Origin of the sequence: Bacillus mesophilum, from assembly GCF_008923265.1 — a bacterium.
GTDB lineage: Bacteria > Bacillota > Bacilli > Bacillales > Cytobacillaceae > Cytobacillus > Cytobacillus mesophilum.
The window spans coordinates 325,131-342,591 of the sequence record NZ_WBOT01000003.1; the positions used below are offsets into that span (position 1 = coordinate 325,131).

Genomic DNA, 17,461 nt, shown 5'->3' on the forward strand with positions numbered 1-17,461 from the left:
TATTACTCAGCAGAAAGATCTGTAATACGACCTTCTGTTACAGGTTCAATTGTTTCGAAGCCTGTTAGATAGTCAGTGAAGATTTGGAAGTCTACAAAACCTGGCTCACTCACGCGTCCATCAGCATAGGCTTTTGCAAATACGTCATAGCCGTCGCCGCCTTTAGCCGTGAATGTGTTTGTTGCAACAGCATATGTTTGATCTGCTTCAAGCTCAGAGAAGCTGCCATCAGTGCCTTTTACTTCTACAGAAACAACGCACTCGCCGGCTGGCTTAGAGCTGTCGTAAGAGAATTTAAGACCAGATACTTGCAGGAAACCGCCGTTTTGTTCTGGAGCTTGGCTTATGCTGTGCTCAAGAGCTTCAACGATTTCTTCTCCAGTTAATTGCATGATTCCAAGAGAATTACCAAATGGCATTACTGTTAGGATTTCACCAAGTGTAATATCGCCTTGGTCAATGGAAGCGCGGATTCCGCCGCCATTTGTCAGTGCGATCACTGTATTTGGGTTAATGGATTGAGCTTTTTTCAGCATTCCATCCGTAATTAAGTTACCAAGATTCGTTTCTTTTGTACGCACATTTGCACGCTCACCATCAAGTGCTACGGCAGATTCAACACCAATGGATTCTTGCTGCATTGCGTCAATTGTCTCTTTATAAGGCTTTAGGATCTTCACTGCTTCAGCATCTTCCGCCACTTCAGCAAGATCAACCAGTTCGCCATCAAGAGTTGTTACAACACCTTCACTGTCAAAGTTTACACTTAATGTTCCAAGATATTTATTGTACTCATTTGCTTGAACAATGACAGTAGGTTCTGTTTTATTCTCGCTAATCACAACTGCTTCTTCCAGTTTTGTATGTGTATGGCCGCCAACGATGATATCGATGCCGTCTACTTGCTTAGCAAGCTCTAAATCATTATCAAATTCGATGTTATCATCGTAGCCGATATGTGTAAGAGCAATGATTTTATTTACGCCTTGATCTTGCAATTCTTTAACAGAAGCTTTTGCTTCTTCAATGTAGTTTTTAAATTCAACTTGACCAGGGCTTGAGATTTCAGCTGTTTCAGAAGTTGTTAATCCGAAAATACCTACTTTTTCTCCATCTACTTCCTGGATAATTGCATTATAGATTTTACCATCTTCAGCATCTGCTGCTACAGTACCTTCTACTAATCCATCAAACAAGGAATCTTTTGAGAAATCTACGTTTGCAGAAACAAATGGGAATTTAGCAGCTTTCACAAATTCCGCAAGTGCTTTATGGCCATCTTCGCCTGAACCTAGGTCAAATTCGTGATTTCCGAAAGTCATGGCATCGTATTCAAGGTAGTTCATGAATTGTAGATCAGCTTGTCCTTCAAATTCATTGAAATAAAGTGTGCCTGAGAAAACATCCCCAGCATCAAGAAGAAGTGCCTCAGGGTTAGCGGCACGGAATTCCTTTACAGCTGTTGCTAGCTTAGGTGCGTTTTGTGCATTTCCGTGCTGGTCATTTGTATGCATAAGAGATAATTCAAAAGCAGGTTTTACTGCATCTGCTTTATGAAGGAAAATAGCAAAGTCACCGCGTTTTGCTTGCTGGCCGACACCATATTTTGTTGCAGAAACGCCATTGGTAATTTCATTTGCAACAAGCGCTTCTACCGCTTTGGCATAGCGATCGCTAATATCCGTAAATGCGCTGTCAGCAGAACCTTTAAGTTTAAAGCCTCTTTGAAGCCAAATCGCAAGCTCTCCTCTAGTAATCTCACTGGAAGAACCAAAAGATGTAGCAGTTTTACCAGATGTAATGCCAGCAGCTTTAAGAGCATTTACAGCACCTACAGCGCGATCTGGTACATCAGTGAAACCTGAAGCTGGTGCATTATCTGTATCTAAACCTAATACATTTGCTACAAATACAGCTGCATCCACACGTTTAATGGATTGGTTTGTGCCAAAAGAAGTGGCAGAAACTCCGTTTGCTCCTTTTTCTACTAAGAAGTCAACGGCATCCTTATAACGATCTGGTACATCTGTAAAATCCTTTGCTGCAGCAGAAGCAGCAGGCGCGATCGCAGAAGCAACTAATGCCGCTGTTGCAGCTGTTGCAATAAACTTGCGGTTACCCTTTGTCATATTTCTCTTCCCCCTTGATTGTTATGTAAATGGTTCGTATTTTCCTAAAATGAAGAAAAATAGAATAATAGACCCGAAAATATTATAACAAAGAATACAACCTTTGTAGGAGAATATTTAAAAAGAATGACAAAATACTAATTATTTTTACAATAAATTTAAAATGGGGAATAGAGAATGCTGTAGAAGGGAGGCGGAAAAGGCAGAATTTAAAGAGGCGGAGTTTATTTCTTGTCTCTTTTTAGTTGGGGGTGAGCGAGGGGGCGCATAGTCGCCTCATAAGTGCCTGTCGTCCCACTTAATAGGCCGCGAAGGGCACATAGCCGTTACTTAGATGCCAGCCGCCACTCTTTCCTCAACCTAAAGGGCACTTTTACTACTCCCTCTCTGCCATCGGCTCTCTTTAGAACCAAAGAAAAAGACAGCTTGCATAAGCTGTCCGTCATGGGTTTATCTTTGAATAAAACCCGTAAAAATATATTTAGCGATTTGTTTTGTTCCAAGGTTTTCAATCGCAGTTTTTGAAATATATTTCGTCCAGATCGGGGTGTTGAATGATGTGATGTCATTTTCACTATGAATGTCTGGATGAATAGCGACAAGCTGTTCAGACGAAAGTCCTTCAACGACTTCTTGTGTTTGTCCCATTTTTAACCCAACGGTTATAGGCGTTTCCTGCAATGTCCCGTCCTGGCCAATTACAAATGCGTTCTTTGCGATGCCGGCTGTACTTAATGCTTTAACTGGAATGGTTACGGCATCAAGTATTTCATTTGTGACCACATTTACATTTACATGCTTGCCCGTTAATAATGCCTCTTGTTCTTCTTCAAGCTGAAGTTCGACTGAGAAGGGATAAGAACTCTCCTTGTTAAGGGACGGTTCATCTTCAGGATATGTGTTGATCTTGCTGACGATTCCATTTATTTTCCCTTCATCAGCAGCAAAAACATGAGCAGGCATGCCCACCTCAATTTTGTCCACATCTTCTTCTGTTAAACTGCCTTTGATCGAAGGAGTATCAGAATGGATGGTGATGACCGGGTTACCCAGGCTGGTGTTGATGTCTGTCACCGTTCCAGCATAGGTGCTGAGGGTGGTCAGCATATTGTTTTGCTGATCTATATTGGAAATTTGCTTTTGGATGACACTTGCTTCAGCCATTAATAACTCTCGCTCAAGCTCTTTTTGGTAAATTTCTTTTTCAACATCAACGACAGAATTATAGATGAAGTTAGTGGAATCTTCGTCTGCTGTTTCTGTGCTTTCTTTTGCCTCAATGACAATAATAAAGCTGCGCAGCTCATCAATATGATCTTCGATGCTTTCAATTTGTTCTTCTAATTTATCTGCTTCAAATTCCAGCATTCGCTGATCTTCTTCAATATTAAAGGATTCATATTCGAATAAAGGATCACCAGGGTTCACAGTATCGCCTTCTGCAACTGTGAACTGGCTAAAAGCCCCGATTTGTTCGTTAAAATAAACTTTGTGCTCTTCCAAAGGAACAACGACACCTTCTGTATGAAAGGCTTCCTGCAGATCGCCCCGTTTGGTTTCTTCATACTGACTCACATAAGAGATTCTATCAATCTCACTATCTTTCTTAAGGAGCAAGTAACTGTTTACACTGATCAGGAGCACGGATGCAGCTGTTCCAGTAATGATCTGCCATTTCTTCATCATTTTCAACACCTTTTATAGAAGCTTTTCAAATTTTATGTATGAAAGTAAAGCGGAAATCACCCAGTAAAGGAGATGAATGGAAAGCACTATTAGAAATAGCACCCTTGGCTTCCGTTCTGAAAGATATACTAGTCCTTTATACTGCAGCCAGATTACGAAGATCCCAATCAAGCTGATTTGTCCAAAGAATGATGTAACAAATAAATTGTCTGTTAAACTTTGCGCTATGATTCCTAATGATAATGGAGATGAATCCTTATCAAGTCCAAGCTGGAACGCGAGGAACATAAAGATCGCTTTCTCAGCAATCAGAATACTTACCGCAAAAAATTGCAATGTAAGAACTTTTTTATACGGAATATCTGTCAGTGACCAGAAATAAAGCGCTGGAATAAACAGCAGTAGGGCAGGATAGCAAACACCCCATAAAATCTGACCTAATGCGAAAAATAGTTTCTTTGTTTCAAATTCACCTGCAGACACACTCGTTAATTCGTTTGAAATAATGTCATTGCCAATTCCAAAATACGCACCAATCGTAAAAATAAGGATGCTGGCAATAAAAAGGAACACTATTCGCTTTGTTAGATTTCGTACTTCCTCCGCATTTTGAAGCTGATAGAAAAAATCATAAGGGTGGAGTAGCCCTTTTATGAGCCGAACTTCATAAATCATATAAATCCTCCAGTGATTAGGAATCATTCATTTTTATTACACTAAATCCTATTTTAACTTAAAATGTGACAAAAAGGCAGTAATTACCTCTAAAAACGCATGCAATATTTTACAAAATGAATAAAATTAACTAGGTGTATAGCGGATTTTTATACGCAACGGGGGAAAGGGTTATTTTCACTGCATGGCACTCGTTTTCCGGCAGGGCAGGTGATGAGTCTCCTCGTCGTGCTCTCCTGCGGGGTCTCACCTTCCCACTCCTCCCGCAGGAGAATCGCGCCATTCCGTTTCAATCACCAAACATATTGCTGCTATGTTTCTAGTGAAAACCTACCAGTTCTTAATCTTCTCCGTAATAAATTGAATGTATTTAGTATCAAGCTGCAGTTCAAAGATAATGAGAGCTCTTTCCATAAACGATTTGGCTTCTTTCAGATTGCCGATCAGTTCGAAGTTGTAGCCAACATGATAATGAAGCTCGCCAAGCAGATACAAATGATCTCTTTCAATACAGTAGGCGATTGCCTGTTTACAGTATAATGTTGATTGCCGATATTGCCCGAGGCGAGTTAGTGTCCGAGCGAGATTATAATATAAACGTGTTTGGATTGTATCATCCTGTATGTATGGAAGCTGTTTAAGATGTTCTTTTGCATATTCATAGATTTCGAGCGCTTTTGGAAGGTCGCCTTGCTCAAAAAGGATGATGCCTTTGCTTTGAAGAATTTCAACCTCGCGTTCAGACCACACTTTGTCATGAGTCATTTGAATTGCTTCGTCCAAATATTTCAGTGCAGTATTCACTTTATTATCTAGGTGGTAGGTATAAATGCCTTTATGCCAAAGAAGCAGCTGGGCATTTTTCCGATTTTGATGAAAGAGTGGATTTTTTTCCTCTGCTTTAACGATCAATTGCATTTCTTCATATTTTAATTCACGGCGGGCTGTAATAAGCTGCCGGCTTACTTCCCGTACATAATCAATTCTGGGAGTTGTTCCGATATCAAAAAAGTAGTTGACATCGACTCCTAATTTTTGTGAAATAAGATAGAGTGTCGAAGCATACGGGTAGACGTCGCCCTTTTCGATTTTACTTATTTGCGCCTGTGTACAAATGCCATCTGCCAGCTCTTTTTGAGAAAGCTTCAGCTGTTTTCTCAGCTCCTTGATTTTTTCCCCGATCACAATAAAATTCATGTTGACCACATCCTAAATATTCCTATAATTATATTTCTGATTGTACCACTGAAAAATTAAGAGATATAGACTGAAAACCTCCTACTAAATCCTTATAATAGAGAATTTGCACTTTTTCAAATTATGGTTAAATGAAACTGTAAAGATTAATCAAGCTTTTGTCAAAGGTCAGTTAATTACTAATTGAAGGAGGCAGTTATATGAAAAAGAAATTTTTTGTATTATTCACAGCTGTATTAATCGCACTTAGCTTTTCTGGAGGAGCGATCAGCGCAAGCGGTCCAGATGGAGGAGCAACAACTTTAGAATTACCATCCGTACATTAAGTCTTAACCTAGTGTAACTAGGCCTCAACGTTTATACATCATAATCTCCTTTGATCACTTCGTTTTGAAGTGATTTTTTTTGCCTTTTTCTTTATGTATGGAGAGGATGTGGGAACCAGTAACTAATTAATGCATAATAAGAAGCAATATTAAATAGAAGAAGTTTGTTTTAACAGCATGCATTATTAAGCTTGTATGGAATAAAAATGGTATAAAATATGCTTATAGTTATATTTATACTCGAAAACAAGATCTTTCTAGATAAATTAGAGTTGAAGCACACATTCAAGCAACCACAACGGTTTTCTGAATATTTACTAAATTTGCTATGATAGAGTTATCCTGAAGAATAATGAGGTGATCGTATGAACGCATTAGAAATGAAAGTGATGCCATCCTTTCAAGAGGGAAGCTGCTCGATCCTGTTTTCGTTTTATTTTCAAGAAGAAGAGAAGAAGATTGGAGAGGCCGTCATTTGTACATGTTCAGAAGCCTTTTTTACAGATGGAAACCAGACAGAAATGGAAATGTCGGTTGCTTTTATGAGCGAAAATATCCATTGTGAAAAAAAGATTGCCTACCTCAAGGAATTTCAAGTGATGGATGAATACAAACAGGATTCCATGGGCCGAATTCAGGATTTTCTGCGCATTATTGGCATTAGCGAAGTTAAGGAACCATATGTCCTTTAAAAGACCTATGTCCATTTTAGGATGAAACACTGTAATCGTATTAGCACCTGGTTAAGAAATAGTCTAGGAGATTCTGGGGTACAAACCACTAAATACTTATTAGCTATAATTTACCCAAAATAAGAAAAATCTTCATATTCCTTCTTGTATAAAAGCCTGTATATGTTAAAATAAAAATGTAATACAACTCCGTTTTGGTATACTGATAAATTGTGGGCGATGGTTGGCCTAAGGCTGGAAAGATATCCGTTTTTAATAAACGGATATCTTTTTTTTATGCTTTTTTATAGAAAAATGGTGAACTGCTAACTTATACAAATAAGTTAATTGCTCAATTGAAATGTAACTTGACTTCAGTAAAATGTCCATTAGTTTGAATCGTGTTGTACTTTTATATATCTTAGAAACTAATAAGTTTAAAAACAGGTGGAATGGAGCGGAGGACCCTTAACTCCTGCGGGAAGTAGAGTAAAGGGTGAGACCCCGAATGAGTGGAAGCGACGAGGAGGCTCAGCTTCCTCCCCGCGGAAAGCGAGGGTTCGCAGCGCAATGGAACAAACAGCCTATTAAGATTAACTTAGTTATGTTCCACTATTTCATTTTAACTAACTAATTGGACAAAATTACCTGCACCTCCACAAGGATAATTTTACATATTGTGTTGGATTTTTTAGGAAATCATATATACTAGAATGGTAGATTTTATAAAAAGAGTGAAAGTTAGGGGATGTAAAAGAAGAATGAAAAAAGCGTTTTTGTTGGTGTTGTCACTGTTCCTGGTTACTTGGCATTTTAGCGGCATTACAGCTTTTGCAGACACTGTGACGAATGTAACGCCAGGCGTAAAACTGGAAAAACGGAATACGACCATTTCCAGTAAAAAGCAGGCAGTTAATATTTTAAATGTTAATTTACTAGATCCATATACAACAATAAATTATGGAATCTCCAGTCCAATCAATCAGCGTTCGACTGTAATAGCACTTGCGAAAGCAAATACACGCGAGAACCATCATGTTGTTGGTGCAGTAAATGCCTCTTTATTTCATATGGACAGCGGGTACCCTACATACTTGCTTGCTCGTAATAATAAAATTGATTTTCTCGGAGCGGTATCTGCTTTAAGTAATGGATTCATGCATACACCGGCAGCATTTGGTATTGATAAAGCCGGTAAAGGATTAGTAAGTAAATTTAATTTAGATATTACGTTATCACATCATAACAAAAGCTTTAAGATTGATTCTTTTAATAGACAAAGAGATCCGAACGAAAGCATCCTCTTTACGAGCAGTAATCGTTATGATAAAACACGGACAAACCAAACTGGGTTAGAGATTGTTGTTCAAAAATTGAATAAGAACCTGGATCCGGGCGCGAGCTTTGGAGATACCATTACAGGTGAGGTTACATCCATCCGGCCTTATGGGCAGGTTACAAGTGCGACAATCCCGAAAGATGGGTATGTTATTTCAGCACATGGAACACAGGTGGATCAAATTAGAAATTTAAAAGTTGGAGATCCTGTATCTCTTAAAGTAGATATTGATGATAAATGGAAAGACGCTTCGTTTATGCTTGCAAGCGGTCCGCTTCTTGTACAAGCAGGCAAGGTGAATATGTCAATTGACCCTACAAGTCCCCGTGCGACTTCAAGAACATCAAGAACAGCTGTTGCGGTTGATAAAACGGGTACAAAAGTATTCCTTGTAACAGTTGATAAAGGAACAGCTGGCTATAGTCAAGGAATGACGCTGAAGGAATTTTCTTCTTACTTAGTTGGACTTGGAGCCTATCAAGCTCTGAATCTCGATGGCGGCGGGTCGACAACATTGGCAGCGAGAATGCCAGGAAACCGCTATGCAGGCTTAATCAATAAGCCATCGGATGGGACACAAAGACGGGTTTCTGCAATTTTGCAGGCTGTCAGCACCGCTCCATATAGTGAAGCTGTTTCGTTTAAAGCAGCACAGGCTGAAGTTGGAAAGGTTGCGGTGGGCGCTTCTGTTTCTTTTAAAATATCAGATGCTCTTGACGGATATAACAACTTAATTCCATATAATGAGAGTCAAGTAGAGTATATTGCTGATAATAACATTGGCAAAATTGAAAACGGCCGTTTTGTAGGCTTAAAAGAAGGCACAACAAATGTCACTGTTAAATATGGGAAAGCTCAAGTGAAAGTGCCTGTTACTGTTGTAGCAACTCCATCTCAATTTAAAGTGACGCCTGGTGAGGTTTATCTGCAAAAAGGCGGAGAACAGACACTATCTGTTACGGCGACAGAAGCAGACGGTAAGCCAATTATCATGAATAAGAATTCTGTTTCTTGGTCTGTCACTGGAAATGCGGGAACGATTGATGATAATGGAAAGTTTACGGCTGGAAATGCGGAAGGGAAGGGCACGATTGTTGCACAGATGGGCAGCAAGAAAGTTTCGATCCCTGTAACTGTAAGCAACAAGCCAAGACTTCTGAATGGGTTTAACTCAAAAGCAGAGTGGAAGGCTGAGAGCGTTCGCGCCAGCACGACACTTAGCTCCATAGCGGATGGCACTCAATATGAAGGAAATGGTGCCCTGCGCTTAAATTATGATTTTACTGGCAACAAAAGCGGTACAACAGCATCATACGCGGTCGCTTCCAAAAGAATAGCGATACCAGGCAAACCTAAAGCAATTGGCGCGTGGGTATATGGCGACGGAAAATCGCATTGGCTGAGAGGACGCGTCTATGATGCACAAGGTAAGGAAGTAACAATTGACTTCACGAAAGAGGCGGGGCTGAATTGGAAGGGCTGGAAATACGTACAGGCTCAGCTTCCTTCTACTGTTCGTTACCCATTATCCTTTGACCGCATTTATCTAGCAGAGCCGGCCATTTCTAAACAAAATAAAGGCAGCATCGTGTTTGATCAGCTTCAGGCTGTTTATGATCTGCCGCATGCTGAGACTTATTTTGAAACGGGATCTGATACAAGGACTGCTCCGGCTAACAAGCAATGGAAAGTTGATTTTAATATTCCATTAAGTCCATTATCCATTACGAAAGAAAACATCTATGTGGAAAACAGCAAAGGTGAGCGGATGCCGATTTCGGTCAAGCTGTCTAATGACCTTAAAACAGTGCTCGTAAATGCACCTTCTGCAGGCTATCGATCTGGTGAAAACTATCGCCTGACGGTTACGAAGTATGTAACATCAACAAAGGGAATGGGATTGAGAAAAGACTTTTATATGACGTTTAAAGCTCAATAAAGGATAACAAAAAAGATCAGCATTGATGGCTGATCTTTTTTGACGTGTAAATTCTTAATTTAGAAGAATACCGCTGTTTATTATTGAATCGGATATGCTCTCCATTTAGATAAATCCGGATTCTCTTTTTTAACTAATGAGGCTGGGAAGATAAAAGTCCAAGGTCTTGATGTGTTGGCCTTTAATTCGAAATCTTCTAATTTAAAACCGCCTTCTGCAATTTTTTCTCCTGTAGCATCCTCAACGATTAGGGGCAGCTGATGGAAAGAGACATCTTTATCATGGCCATTCCTCAGCAGCATTGTCACAAGTAGATCCTGGTTATCAGCTATTCTAGCATTAAGTCCCGTAAAATTTACTTCACCTGGCTTTGGATCACCCATAGAAGAGAGGAGTTCTTCTAATTTTTTACGATCTTCAACAGAAATTGTTTTAGACCAGGATTCGTGCAAATCGAGCTTGTGTTTTTTCTTAAGTTCAAACGCAATGGTCCAGTCCTTATGGCTGAATTCTCGGTCGTATATTGACTGAACTGGAAATAAAAAAGTCCATGGCCGGCTGCTTTTTCCAGGTACTTCACCAAGAACTCCTAGATCAAATTCATGTCTTGCTACGATCTTCTGGTTTACATCCATGAGAACTAATGTCAATTCCTTGAAATTAATAACTCGATTAAGGCTGTTGCGGACAAAGGCTGTAACTTCAATGCCTGAATCTTCATCCCTTAATTCAATCCCGGCCAATGAAATTTGATTAGGTTTTAAAGGTGCTAGGTCGTTATTTAAGAATCTAAGCACGTAAAGCTGTTCGTTTTCTACTTGCCAGCTTGGATGCAATGAGAGTTCGGTATGAATCTCTTCTTTCTCTTCGCTCGTATCTGATTCGTTTATTAATTCATCAGATGATACGCTGCTGTCCAGACCCGTCATTTTGATGTCTTCTTTATTTTTGCGGCGAAAGATTGATAAGATCCCCATTTCTCCATACCTCCATGTTTATACGTTTTGTTCTTCTATGGCTTTTAATACATTGGCAAGCTCAATGGCTGTGTGTCTTCTGATTTTATTAAAAGAATGAGTGAAGAGCTCAAGGCCTTCCTTCTGATAAAGGCGCATTGGATCTTCCTGCTGGTAATGCCTTAATCCAATTCCTTCTTTTAGCCTTGTCATTCCTTCAATATGTTCAATCCAAAACTTATCAATAATACTTAACATTAAGTATTTCAATGTTGTCTGAAATTGTACATGGTCAGAATAAGCCTCAAGACTGGCCAGGTATTCTTTTACCTTCGGATGAACGGTTTCTTCTATATCTGAAATATCATTAATCACATTAGGCAGTGTGACGTCAAATTGAGCTGGCAGCATAACTTTTAATCTTGCCTCAATTTGTTTAACGTCCACATCTTCTGGCACCATATCTTCTAATTGAGTCGACTCAATTTCATTTTGAATGGCATCTTCTACAAGAGTAGAAACAGTGTTGAGATGATTGTCTTCGTTTATAATGCGGTTTCGCAGTGTATAAATAATTTCACGCTGCTCGTTGATGACGTCATCGAGTTTTAAGTTGTATTCACGCATCGAGTAGTTGGCACCTTCAACGATTCTTTGAACGCGGTCAACAAATTCGTGAATATTTTTATTTTGCACGATGCCATCTTCCACTTTTAGGTTTTTATTTAACTTCTCAAGGTCATCTTTAGCGAATCTTCTAAACATATCATCTTCAAGCGAGATGAAGAATTGGCTGCAGCCTGGATCGCCTTGTCTGCCTGAACGGCCTTTAAGCTGATTATCAACTCGGCGGCTTTCGTGTTTTTCGGTCCCAAGGACGAATAGCCCGCCTAATTCGTGAACACCTTCACCTAATAAGATATCCGTACCTCTTCCGGCCATATTGGTCGCAATGGTAATCGTATTTTTTTGCCCGGCCGCGGCGATCAGTTCTACCTCTTGCTCTACGCTTTTGGCATTTAAAATTTCGTAGGATAGACCTGCTTCATCAAAAAATTTCGCAACCTTTTCTGATTGAAGAATGGATGTGGTTCCAACGAGAACAGGCTGTCCTTTTGAATGAATTTCTTTTACCTTTGCTGTAACAGCCTTGTATTTATCTTCTGTTGTCTGGAAGACGATATCAGGCAAGTCTTCGCGCTGGCGCGGCTTGTTGGTTGGAATTTGAATTACTTGCATATTGTAAACTTGCTGAAATTCTTTTTCCTCTGTTTTCGCTGTACCGGTCATGCCTGATAAATATTTATACATTCTAAAATAGTTCTGAATCGTGATTGAAGCTTGCGTTTTATTTTCGTCTGTAATTTCCAGGCCTTCTTTAGCTTCAATTGCCTGGTGAAGACCATCACTTAATGTCCGGCCTTCCATAATCCGTCCTGTGAACATGTCAACAAGCATGATTTTACCGTCATGCACAATATAGTCCACATCACGCTCAAACATAACGTGTGCCCGTACAGCCTGAATCACATAATGGTATAACGTCTGATGCTCGAGCTCATACAAATTATCGACACCAAAAGCCTTCTCCACCTGCTCAATTCCTTTTTCGGTTAAGCTAGTCGCTTTGGTTTCTTCATCAAAGGAATATTCTTCGTCCTTTTTAAACCGTTTGGCCAGTTTAGCAGCAATATGATGAAGGTTTGAGCTGGAAGCCATTTTACCGGCAATAATCAATGGTGTTTTGGCTTCATCAATCAACACGCTGTCCACTTCGTCAATGATGGCAAAATGATAAGGTCTTTGCGTTTTTTCTGCAGCCTCTCTTGCCATATTGTCACGCAGATAGTCAAAGCCGAATTCTGTTCCGACTCCGTACGTGATATCCGCAGAGTAAGCAGCTTTCTTTTCTTCCGGATCTAATTGGGCGATATTCAGCCCAACTGTTAATCCAAGGAACTCGTGAATCTTGCCGATCTTTTCTTTGTCGCGTATTGCTAAGTAATCGTTAACCGTGATAACGTGAACACCTTTGCCTTCGAGGGCACGCAAATAGCTCGGAAGGGAAGCCACTAATGTTTTTCCTTCACCAGTGGGCATTTCCGCTATGTTTCCTTCTGTTAGTACTAAACCGCCGATCAGCTGCACATCATAATGGCGCAAGCCTAATACACGCTTCGAAACTTCACGTACAACAGCAAAGGCATCCGCTGTAATATCTCGAATGCTTTGGCCGTTTTGGAGTTCTTCTTTAAACTGATTTGTCATATTCTGAAGCTGTTCATTGTCATAAGCTTCATATTTGCTTTCCAGCATATTAATTTCGTCGACCAATTTATAATATTTTTTCAAACGCTTATCGTTTGTATTAGTCATTTTATTCTTTAGAAACGTAAACATAAAGGACGCCCCTTAATCTCTAGTAAACTACATAAGTCTTGACATTAATTAATATTACCAAAATAAGAATGGATTTACTATTAATATTCTTGATATGGAAATAAATGTTTCTATTAAAATTTAATTGCAATTTTATTGCAAAATGTGTAACTAAATGGCGACTAAGCTCGTCTATGTATTGGGACAGTAGGCATGTGTTTAACTTATTTAAAAATTGGGCATGTAATATGGGGAATTAATTATAAAAATTTCTGTAGATATATTTATCGGAACTAGATATAATGAAAAAAGTTGAGATATGCCCATTTGGAATATTTTACTTACGAGATTGCTAGAAGCCTTTTTCCGCTGCTGGGGAAAAGCACTTCCATTAAAATGTAACAAAAGACTAAGTTGTTAAATTAAAAATGATATCAATTGGATATGCTAATCATTGAGGAGGTACTTTATGGTTTACCTTACCTTGTTAATATGCTTTATCGCTTCAATTATTATTACTCCTTTCGTTAAAAAGCTGGCCATCAGAATTGGGGCAGTTGACAAGCCCAACCAGCGAAAGGTCCATCAAAAAATTATGCCGCGTTTAGGCGGATTGGCAATATATATAAGCTTTATTATTGGCCTTTTGGTATTAAGACCGGACGATGCATTAACCTGGCCCATTGTGATCGGGAGCTTAATCATTATTATTACAGGAGTTCTGGATGATCTCGTTGAGCTTTCTGCCAAGTATAAGCTGCTGGGCCAAATCGCTGCTGCTGTTGTCGTTATCTTAGGCGGCGTTCAGCTTGAATATATTACTGTTCCGTTAATAGGCGAGCTTAACTTTGGCATATTCAGCATTCCATTGACACTGATCTGGATTGTCGGAATCACCAATGCGATTAACCTGATTGACGGCCTGGACGGATTAGCTGCAGGGGTATCTTCGATCGCGTTAATCACGATTTCCGGTATGGCGATTATTAAAGGTGATCCATTCGTTGTAAGCATCGGATTTATTGTGCTAGGAAGCACATTAGGCTTTCTGCTTTACAACTTTCACCCAGCGAAGATTTTCATGGGCGATACAGGAGCATTGTTTTTAGGATATATGATCGCAGTGCTTTCCTTATTAGGATTTAAAAACATTACAATGATTTCATTGATTATCCCAGTTATTATTCTCGGTGTGCCGATCTCTGATACATTCTTTGCGATTATCAGACGTATCGTCAATAAGCAGCCGTTATCAGCACCGGATAAATCACATTTACATCACTGTTTATTGCGACTTGGTTTCTCCCATAGTCAGACAGTGTTATTGATTTATGCAATGGCAGCAATGTTTGGATTAGCAGCGATCATCCTTTCACAGGCAACTGTCTGGGGCGCAATCCTGCTGATCGGACTGCTGATCGTCGGAATCGAGCTTGTTGTTGAAAAAATCGGTCTTGTGAACAATGACTATAAACCTTTGCTGAAGATGGTAAAGGCACCGAAGAAGATGTAAGATATGAAAAATGGCCCTGTGATCGGGGCCATTTTTTTGTATATAGTTTGTCTTAATACGTAGTAAATTCCATTGCGCTGTGGATCTCGCTTTCCGAGGGGAGGAAGCTGAATCTCCTCGGCGAGCCTGTGGGGTCTCAGCTCTTCCTCTATTTCCCTCCGGAGTCGAGGTCCTCCGCTCCATTCCATCCGTTTTTAAAGGTTGTTATGCAAGTGCAACAAAAAGACCCGAGACATTAGACAGATACAATCTGCTAATTTCATCGGGTCTATCTTTGGCCGAGATTAAGTTACTTTTCAGCCTCTGTTTTCTTATTACTCATATCCAGCTGTTTCATTGCCTTCAATCTGCTCAGTCTCTGATTCTGGTGAGTTCAAATCCGTCTCACCGTTGTCCAGGTTCATATGAGCTTTTAGGATGTTTTTTGCGTTTTCTAATTCAGTTTCGTCTAATTGATAGTAATAGACAGAATTGATATATGAATCACTTCCAGCTAGGTTGAGTGTATCAATGTTTAAACTGCTTCCTGCTGTGGCAAAGTCAAAGAACGATTTCATTTCGCCAAAAGGAAGGTCTGTCGTCATATTATCACCGACTGCTTCCATTAAATCACCATACTTGGTCATACCGGAAACAGATATCGTCTTTTTAACGATGGCTTTAATAATCTCCTGCTGGCGTTTGCCGCGTTCAATGTCATTGTCCTGCTTTCTTGTCCGGGCAAGTGCCAATGCTTCTTCACCGTTTAATTCTTGAATGCCAGGCTCAAGGTTAATGGAGCCTTTCTGATCTAATGAATTCATTTCAGAAATTGCATAAGGGACTTCGGCTTCAATGCCGCCTAATGTATCGACAACATCGATAAAGGCATTAAAGTTCATTTTTACATAATACTCGATCGGGATATCAAGCATTTCTTCAACTGTTTCAAGTGTAGCAGATACACCGCCAAAGGCATGTGCGTGTGTAATTTTATCTTCATATCCTACATCAGGTATATAGACGTAGGAGTCGCGGGGAATACTCAGCAATTTGACTGATTTTTGCTCGGCATTGAATGTAGCAAGAATCAGGGCATCTGAACGGGACCCCGTGTTATAGCTGCGAAGCTCACTATCGTCGACACCGATAAATAGGATCGAAGTATCTTCGCTTTCAGGCATTGAATCGGTTCTCTTTGTATCTCGTTCTACTGGCTCATAAGACTTATCCATTACAGATTCGGCTTTGTTAAATAAAAATGCACCATATGCAGTTGCGCTCAAGGTTAGGACGAGCAGGGGAAGAAGGATTAGCATTAATACTTTCTTTCGTTTGCTTCGTTTCTTTTGGCGCTTGATTGATTGTCTATCAAGAGACATAGAGCTTTTCTCCTTTAAATTAGATTCATTTATCTATTTTACAATTTTCGCTATAATTCGTAAAATACTTTTTCGATATGCGAAGGTGTTCTTATTGAACAAGTTCCTCCATATAAAGACTTTCGCCTTTGGAGATCTTACCTTGTCCATTTGTCAGTTCAGTCATCCAATCCGTGAAAGCGGAAGTTTGATTTTCTTCCACATAAACTTGTATTTCGACATTGTCTAAGTAATGAATGTCTTTAATGCTATATACGGAAGAGCGCAGCTCATTTTCAAGCTTGCCAAGCCATGTATAATCTACAGTTGTATGCATAACAGCCATCAGCTTTCTTTCAACGATTCCAGTTGCTGTTAATCCTTCAGATGTCGCTTTTCCATATGCGCGGATTAAACCGCCTGCTCCTAGTTTTATACCCCCAAAGTACCGGGTAATAACAGCTACGGTATCTTTCAGCTGTCTTTTTTTCAAAACTTCTAAGATGGGTACACCAGCAGTTCCGCTTGGTTCCCCGTCGTCATTTGCCTTTTGAATTTGGTCGTTCTCACCAATTAAATAGGCAGAACAATTATGGGTTGCGTTCCAGTGTTCTTTTTTAATTTTTTGAATGAATTCCTGTGCTTCTTCCTCTGTTTCAGCTCTTGAAATAAAGGCGATGAAACGGGATTTCTGGATCACGATTTCGTGTTCTCCATATCCTTTTACGGTCAAATAGCTCGGCAGCATAAAGTGTCGCTCCTAACGGTTGTTTTCAATGTTCGTCCATTGAACGGCTCACAGCTGTGAACCTGTCTAGTTAAACATATGACATTGGATTGCCTTACATTCGATGTGTATTCCTATTATAAATCGACAGAATCCAACATGTCTTCTTTTATACTATCATAATTTATATATGAAAGAAGTCAGCAGAGAGCACGATTATATAAATGTAATATAAGCCTTGTTTCCGGCTGGCTTGCTTGCTGCTTAATAAGGTTACTTTAAAGGGATTGTAATAAAACTTTAATATGGTTGTCTTAGGACCATGTTATAATAAAAAATATTCTTCCAGTGACAACGTTTTTTTGTGATTCATCGTACATAATGTAGGATAAATGACATGATATCTGAATTCAACCATGAGTCTATTTAACGAATTTGGCGGAATTTCGCACATTTTGCGGTCTTCTCATATAGTAACGAGCATTTTTTCGAGTTAAAATAGGGAATAGCAACAAGGAGATTATGATGGAAATAGGTCTGACAGGCTATTCTGACAAAAGAGAGACATAATAGATGATAGCGTC

Annotated in this window: 12 protein-coding genes; 4 read left to right on the plus strand and 8 right to left on the minus strand. The window is 39.5% G+C overall.

The features are described from left to right. Positions 1-2 precede the first annotated feature (2 nt). The 4 genes from F7732_RS11190 to F7732_RS11205 form a co-directional block, all read right to left on the minus strand. A complete protein-coding gene (locus F7732_RS11190) occupies positions 3-2,129 on the minus strand; it encodes a 5'-nucleotidase C-terminal domain-containing protein (RefSeq protein WP_151573948.1) in 2,127 nt (708 codons plus the stop codon). Positions 2,130-2,579: 450 nt separating this feature from the next. After that, positions 2,580-3,812, minus strand: a complete 1,233-nt coding sequence (locus F7732_RS11195) for an efflux RND transporter periplasmic adaptor subunit (protein ID WP_161598866.1) — start codon at positions 3,810-3,812, stop codon at positions 2,580-2,582. Between the two features lie 15 nt (positions 3,813-3,827). Then, positions 3,828-4,490, minus strand: coding sequence for a hypothetical protein (locus tag F7732_RS11200; protein ID WP_151573950.1), 663 nt, complete (start codon positions 4,488-4,490; stop codon positions 3,828-3,830). 330 nt (positions 4,491-4,820) lie between these two features. Beyond that, positions 4,821-5,687: a helix-turn-helix domain-containing protein gene (locus F7732_RS11205; RefSeq protein WP_151573951.1), complete on the minus strand. Its 867-nt coding sequence runs from the start codon at positions 5,685-5,687 to the stop codon at positions 4,821-4,823. Between the two features lie 200 nt (positions 5,688-5,887). Between F7732_RS11205 and F7732_RS23255 the strand changes: the two genes are divergently transcribed. From F7732_RS23255 to F7732_RS11215, 3 genes are all read left to right on the plus strand, one after another. Beyond that, on the plus strand, positions 5,888-6,013 hold the full coding sequence (locus tag F7732_RS23255; protein WP_275670926.1) for a hypothetical protein: 126 nt from the start codon (positions 5,888-5,890) through the stop codon (positions 6,011-6,013). A gap of 365 nt (positions 6,014-6,378) precedes the next feature. Further along, entirely contained in the window at positions 6,379-6,705 is a 327-nt protein-coding gene (locus tag F7732_RS11210; RefSeq protein WP_151573952.1) for a hypothetical protein, read from the plus strand. A 740-nt stretch (positions 6,706-7,445) separates the two neighbouring features. Then, on the plus strand, positions 7,446-9,962 hold the full coding sequence (locus F7732_RS11215; RefSeq protein ID WP_161598867.1) for a phosphodiester glycosidase family protein: 2,517 nt from the start codon (positions 7,446-7,448) through the stop codon (positions 9,960-9,962). Between the two features lie 80 nt (positions 9,963-10,042). Here the strand turns inward: F7732_RS11215 and F7732_RS11220 are convergent, their stop codons facing one another. Both F7732_RS11220 and secA2 read right to left on the minus strand, forming a co-directional pair. Then, entirely contained in the window at positions 10,043-10,939 is an 897-nt protein-coding gene (locus tag F7732_RS11220; RefSeq protein WP_192913019.1) for an accessory Sec system S-layer assembly protein, read from the minus strand. A gap of 18 nt (positions 10,940-10,957) precedes the next feature. Then, positions 10,958-13,318, minus strand: a complete 2,361-nt coding sequence (gene secA2 / locus F7732_RS11225; protein WP_151573954.1) for an accessory Sec system translocase SecA2 — start codon at positions 13,316-13,318, stop codon at positions 10,958-10,960. Between the two features lie 448 nt (positions 13,319-13,766). Here secA2 and F7732_RS11230 point away from each other — a divergent pair, with 448 nt between their 5' ends. After that, positions 13,767-14,810: a glycosyltransferase family 4 protein gene (locus F7732_RS11230; protein WP_151573955.1), complete on the plus strand. Its 1,044-nt coding sequence runs from the start codon at positions 13,767-13,769 to the stop codon at positions 14,808-14,810. Between the two features lie 314 nt (positions 14,811-15,124). On the opposite strand, the gene F7732_RS11235 is transcribed toward F7732_RS11230, so the two are convergent. Then, on the minus strand, positions 15,125-16,171 hold the full coding sequence (locus tag F7732_RS11235; RefSeq protein ID WP_151573956.1) for an LCP family protein: 1,047 nt from the start codon (positions 16,169-16,171) through the stop codon (positions 15,125-15,127). A 91-nt stretch (positions 16,172-16,262) separates the two neighbouring features. Beyond that, a complete protein-coding gene (locus tag F7732_RS11240; RefSeq protein WP_151573957.1) occupies positions 16,263-16,898 on the minus strand; it encodes a YigZ family protein in 636 nt (211 codons plus the stop codon). Positions 16,899-17,461: the final 563 nt, after the last annotated feature.

What these genes read in the sequence shown, in the direction of transcription:
- F7732_RS11190 (WP_151573948.1), bottom strand. Translation starts at nt 2,129, where the DNA reads ATGACAAAGGGTAACCGCAAGTTTATTGCAACAGCTGCAACAGCGGCA.
- F7732_RS11195 (WP_161598866.1), bottom strand. Translation starts at nt 3,812, where the DNA reads ATGAAGAAATGGCAGATCATTACTGGAACAGCTGCATCCGTGCTCCTG.
- F7732_RS11200 (WP_151573950.1), bottom strand. Translation starts at nt 4,490, where the DNA reads ATGATTTATGAAGTTCGGCTCATAAAAGGGCTACTCCACCCTTATGAT.
- F7732_RS11205 (WP_151573951.1), bottom strand. Translation starts at nt 5,687, where the DNA reads ATGAATTTTATTGTGATCGGGGAAAAAATCAAGGAGCTGAGAAAACAG.
- F7732_RS23255 (WP_275670926.1), top strand. Translation starts at nt 5,888, where the DNA reads ATGAAAAAGAAATTTTTTGTATTATTCACAGCTGTATTAATCGCACTT.
- F7732_RS11210 (WP_151573952.1), top strand. Translation starts at nt 6,379, where the DNA reads ATGAACGCATTAGAAATGAAAGTGATGCCATCCTTTCAAGAGGGAAGC.
- F7732_RS11215 (WP_161598867.1), top strand. Translation starts at nt 7,446, where the DNA reads ATGAAAAAAGCGTTTTTGTTGGTGTTGTCACTGTTCCTGGTTACTTGG.
- F7732_RS11220 (WP_192913019.1), bottom strand. Translation starts at nt 10,939, where the DNA reads ATGGGGATCTTATCAATCTTTCGCCGCAAAAATAAAGAAGACATCAAA.
- secA2 (WP_151573954.1), bottom strand. Translation starts at nt 13,318, where the DNA reads ATGTTTACGTTTCTAAAGAATAAAATGACTAATACAAACGATAAGCGT.
- F7732_RS11230 (WP_151573955.1), top strand. Translation starts at nt 13,767, where the DNA reads ATGGTTTACCTTACCTTGTTAATATGCTTTATCGCTTCAATTATTATT.
- F7732_RS11235 (WP_151573956.1), bottom strand. Translation starts at nt 16,171, where the DNA reads ATGTCTCTTGATAGACAATCAATCAAGCGCCAAAAGAAACGAAGCAAA.
- F7732_RS11240 (WP_151573957.1), bottom strand. Translation starts at nt 16,898, where the DNA reads ATGCTGCCGAGCTATTTGACCGTAAAAGGATATGGAGAACACGAAATC.